Annotated in this window: 4 protein-coding genes; 1 reads left to right on the top strand and 3 read right to left on the bottom strand. The window is 62.7% G+C overall.

Annotation, left to right across the window (positions count from 1 at the left end; all coding sequences use genetic code 11):
- Together ribD and hemL are read right to left on the bottom strand one after the other, a co-directional pair.
- Positions 1 to 531 (bottom strand): bifunctional diaminohydroxyphosphoribosylaminopyrimidine deaminase/5-amino-6-(5-phosphoribosylamino)uracil reductase RibD (ribD, locus tag WCA53_RS08340; protein WP_423907886.1); only part of this gene is annotated, 531 nt, incomplete at its 3' end.
- A gap of 14 nt (positions 532 to 545) precedes the next feature.
- Positions 546 to 1,829, bottom strand: coding sequence for a glutamate-1-semialdehyde 2,1-aminomutase (gene hemL / locus WCA53_RS08335; protein ID WP_423907884.1), 1,284 nt, complete (start codon positions 1,827 to 1,829; stop codon positions 546 to 548).
- A gap of 248 nt (positions 1,830 to 2,077) precedes the next feature.
- On the opposite strand from hemL, the gene WCA53_RS08330 reads away from it, so the two are divergent.
- Entirely contained in the window at positions 2,078 to 3,289 is a 1,212-nt protein-coding gene (locus WCA53_RS08330; protein WP_423907888.1) for a Bcr/CflA family multidrug efflux MFS transporter, read from the top strand.
- 79 nt (positions 3,290 to 3,368) lie between these two features.
- Here WCA53_RS08330 and WCA53_RS08325 read toward each other — a convergent pair.
- The coding region (locus WCA53_RS08325) for a prolyl oligopeptidase family serine peptidase (RefSeq protein ID WP_423907882.1) at positions 3,369 to 4,691 on the bottom strand (1,323 nt) is incomplete at its 5' end.

The raw sequence follows: 4,691 nt of genomic DNA, 5'->3' as shown, positions 1-4,691 counted from the left end.
GATCCATTGACTCTCGCCGCTCGGAAGGCCCGTGCGCCCGTCGAGCGTGGCGGCAACCTTCATGCGCACCCACGGGCGATGACGCGTCATGCGCGACACAAAGCCGATGTTCAACTCATGCGCCTCGTTGGCCAGAAGCCCGCAGCGAACGTCGATACCGGCATCGCGCAAGATGGCAAGTCCACGTCCGGACACGGCCGGATTCGGATCTTCCATTGCGGCGATTACCTTGGCCACGCGCGCGTCAATCAGCGCGTGCACGCAGGGCGGCGTGCGGCCGAAATGGCTGCATGGTTCGAGCGTCACGTAAGCGGTAGCACCGCGAGGATCATGGCCCCGCGAGCGCGCATCCTTCAACGCGCGGATTTCCGCGTGATCCTGGCCGGCCGGTTGTGTGAACCCTTCGCCGATCACATCGCCATTCTTCACCAGCACGCAGCCGACGCGCGGGTTGGGCGTGGTCGTGAACATGCCACGCGCCGCCAGCGTCAGCGCGCGGTCCATGTGCGAGAAATCAGTCTGCGAGAACATGGCGGCTTTATGGTCTAGGTCGCTAACGAAGCGAAGGCGCCGCGCGCGGCGTCGAGTGTCGCGTCGATCACGGCGTTGTCGTGGGCTATCGATACGAATCCCGCCTCGAACGCCGATGGCGCGAAGTACACGCCGGCATCGAGCATGGCGTGGAAGAAACGGTTGAAGCGCTTCGTGTCGCCTTGCATGACCTGGGCGAAGCTCGCCGGGACGTTTTCGGCGAAGTAGAGGCCGAACATGCCGCCGATGGCATCGGCCGTGAAGGCTACCTTGGCTTCACGGGCCGCGACGTTGAGCCCATTGGTGAGGCGGCGGGTCTGTGCCGAGAGTTGCTCGTAGAAACCGGGCGCCTGGATCAATTGCAAGGTTTTCAAACCAGCCGCGACTGCGACTGGATTGCCCGATAGCGTTCCCGCCTGGTACACGCCGCCGAGCGGCGCAAGATGAGCCATGATCTCGCGCCGGCCGCCGAACGCCGCCGCCGGCATGCCGCCGCCGATCACCTTGCCGAGACACGTGAGGTCGGCCTTGATGCCGTAGACCTCTTGGGCGCCGCCGAGTGCCACGCGAAAGCCGCACATCACTTCGTCGAAGATGAGAATCGCGCCGTACTCGTCGCAGCGTTCGCGCAATGCTTTCAGGAACTCGGGCGTCGCTTTCACGAGATTCATGTTGCCCGCGACCGGCTCCACGATCACCGACGCGATCTCCGCGCCGAACGCAGCGAATGCTTCATTCAGTTGCTCGACGTTGTTGTACTCGAGCACGGTCGTGTGCTTCGCGATATCGGCGGGAACGCCTGCCGATGTCGGATTGCCGAACGTCAGCAAGCCCGAGCCCGCTTTCACGAGCAAGCTGTCCGCGTGGCCGTGGTAACACCCTTCGAACTTCACGATCCGGCTGCGATTCGTGAAACCGCGCGCGAGGCGCAGCGCGCTCATGGTTGCCTCGGTGCCGCTCGACACCATGCGCACCTGCTGCATTGATGGCACCAGTTTGCAGATTTCCTCCGCGATCTCGATCTCGGCTTCGGTCGGCGCACCGAATGAGAACCCGTTGACCAGCACGCGCTGCACCGCTTCGAGCACTTCCGGGTGAACGTGGCCGAGGATCATCGGGCCCCAGGAACCGATGTAGTCGATGTATCGCTTTTCGTCGGCGTCCCAGAAATACGGACCTTGCGCGCGGTCGATAAAGCGCGGCGTGCCGCCCACCGAGCGAAAAGCGCGCACGGGCGAGTTCACGCCGCCTGGGATGGTTTTCTGTGCGCGTTCGAAGAGGGCTTCGTTTCTGGACATGGCTGGACCTGCTGTGTGTCGGGTTCTGCGGACGAGGGCTGCGGACGTTCGCTTCGATGGTGCCTGCCGGAGGGCATGCGACGCATCTTGCGCTTTGGCGCGGCAGCACGAAATCAAGATGAAATTGTACCGGAGTCGTCCAGGTCGGGCCGGTTGAACGGCGAACGGCGTCGAGCCTGGAAAAAACGGGTCGCGTACAATATCGGCTGCTTTAAAGCGTGGTTTCCCTGATCATCAACCCGTCCCTCATGCCCGAAATCATCAAGCGTCGTTCCGATCGCCGACTGATCCTCCTGCTCGGCGCCCTGGCGGCCTGCGGGCCGTTGTCGATCGATATGTATCTGCCCAGCTTGCCGTCGCTTGCCAATGCTTTCGGCACGACCGCGGCTGCCGCGCAGATCACGCTGACCAGTTTCATGCTGGGTTTTTCGCTTGGCATGCTCGTCTATGGCCCGCTATCCGATGCCTATGGCAGACGCCCGATTCTGCTCGGTGGCATTGTGCTTTATGCGCTCGCGAGCATCGGTTGCGCGCTGTCGTATTCCATTGATTCGCTCGTTGCCTTTCGCTTTTTACAGGCGCTTGGCGCGGGGTCGGCGTCGGTTCTGGCCCGTGCAATCGCACGCGATGCTCACGCCCCTAGCGATGCCGCCCGGGTCCTGTCGATGCTTGCGATCGTCACCTCGATCGGGCCCTTGCTTGCGCCGTTGATAGGTGGGCAATTGTTGCTGCTGGGCGGCTGGCGCGCGGTATTTGTTGCGCTGACGCTGTTCGGCGTGACCTGTGCCGTGACGACGTATCTGCGTGTGCCGGAAACGTGGCCGCGCGAGAAACGCGCGAGTTCGGCGCTTGGGCGCTCGTTCGCGGCCTACGGACGGCTTCTCTCCGATCCTGTCACGTGGGGCCACACGTTATGCGGCGGGATGGCGTTCGCCTCGATGTTCGCGTATATCACCGCGACGCCTTTTGTTTATATCGATTACTTTCATGTGAAGCCGCAGCATTACGGGTTTTTCTTCGGCCTGAATATTATCGGGATCATCAGTTGGAACGTGGTGAATACGCGGCTGGTCGGGCGGGTGGGATCGCTGAAGTTGATCTCCCTGGCCTCGTTTGTCAGCGTGATTGCAGCGCTTGCCACGGCGCTTGTGTGTCTCACCGGATGGGGCGGGTTGTGGTCGATCGTTGCGTGCCTGTTCTTTGTGGTGGGCGTCGTGGGCTTGCTGTCGGCGAACTGCACGACTGACCTGATGCATCGATACCCGCATAACGCAGGCGCGGCTGCAGCCGTATTCGGGGCCGTGCAGTTGGCGCTGGGGGCGGTGGCTAGCCTCGCTGTGGGGTTATTGCACGATGGCACGCCGCATGGGATGGGAATTGTGATCGGCGTGACGGGCGTGTTGACGTTTGTCGGACGCACGCTGGTGTTGCGCTGGCATGAGACGCCGGTGCCGAGGTGATGGGGGGTTAGTTCTACCTGCGGCCACGCTCGCCGCAAGTAGAACCGCCTAACCTTTCCATCTTCGAGCCCAGCGGTGATTACCCTCCGATCATCCTGCGCACAAACGTGAACGCCGTTGCTTCCACCCGCGCGATGGCTTCCGCCTCCACACCGGCGCCATGACCACCGTCCCGGTTTTCCAGATACCACACGGTTTCGTGTCCGAGCGCCTGCATCCGCGCAGCCATCTTGCGAGCGTGGCCGGGATGCACGCGATCATCGGTCGCCGATGACGTGAACAACGCCGGCGGATACTTGGCGTTTGCCTCAATGTTTTGATACGGCGAATAAGTCATCAGGAACCGCAGGTCCCGGGCATCGTCGGGGTCGCCGTATTCATCGATCCACGATGCGCCCTGCAACAGCAAATGAAAGCGCGCCATATCGAGCAGCGGCACCTCCGACAACACCGCGCCAAACAATTCCGGCCGCTGGACCATGGCAACGCCAGTGAGCAAGCCGCCGTTACTGCCGCCACGAATGGCAAGCTGTTTCGATGTCGTCACGCCCGACTCCACTAGCGCTTGCGCGACGGCAAAGAAATCGTTGAACGACACCTGGCGTTTCTCGCGTTGCGCGGCCTGATGCCAGTCCGGGCCAAATTCTCCGCCGCCACGGATGTTCGCGACCACGTAGAGGCCGCCGCTCTCCAGCCAAGCAATGCCCGTGGTCGCGTCGTAATGCGGGTCCAGCGCGACTTCGAAACCACCATATCCGTAGAGGAGGCAAGGCGCCGCTTGCTCGCCTTTGATGTTCGCCTCGCGGCCGATCAGCCAGTAGGGAATCGCGACGCCATCGGGCGCGGTTGCGTGACGCCGCTCGGCAACGAGACCGGTGGAATCGAATTGAGCGGGAAGACGCGCGAGCAGTTGCCATTCGCTATCCGGCTGCGCGAAATCGGCGTAGTACAGCGACGGCGGCGTGAGGAAATGTTCGACGTGAATGAGGACCGTGTCGTCGCGTTCGCTGTCGATGGAATCCACGTACGACTGACTCGCCGCCGGCAGCGCAAAATGACGGCGCGTCCATTCGCCTTCGAGACGGGCCGGGGGGCCAAGCAGTTCCACGCGTGGCGACCCATCGTCCATCTGCGACACCACCAGCCAGTGCTTCGTGAAGTCGATATCGGCGAGGACGCTTCGGCCTGCCGGCGTGAACAGCACGGTGAAATTGCGCGCGCCGTTCAGGAAGGCGTCGCGCCGGATGACGAGCAGCGAACCGCTTGCGTAGGTTGTATCGCCCGCTTCGTAGGACTCGCGCGGCGTGACGAACAGCCAGCCGTTCCAATGTTCAAGCTCCGCGTGCAACGGCACGTCGTATTGTCGCCATTCGCCCGTGGATTCATCGAGCCAGTATTGCAG

The sequence above is a fragment of the Caballeronia sp. genome, assembly GCF_049581465.1.
Taxonomy (GTDB): Bacteria; Pseudomonadota; Gammaproteobacteria; order Burkholderiales; family Burkholderiaceae; genus Caballeronia.
Note: the sequence above shows the minus strand (reverse complement) of the source record. Positions and strands in the feature narration are given on the sequence as shown.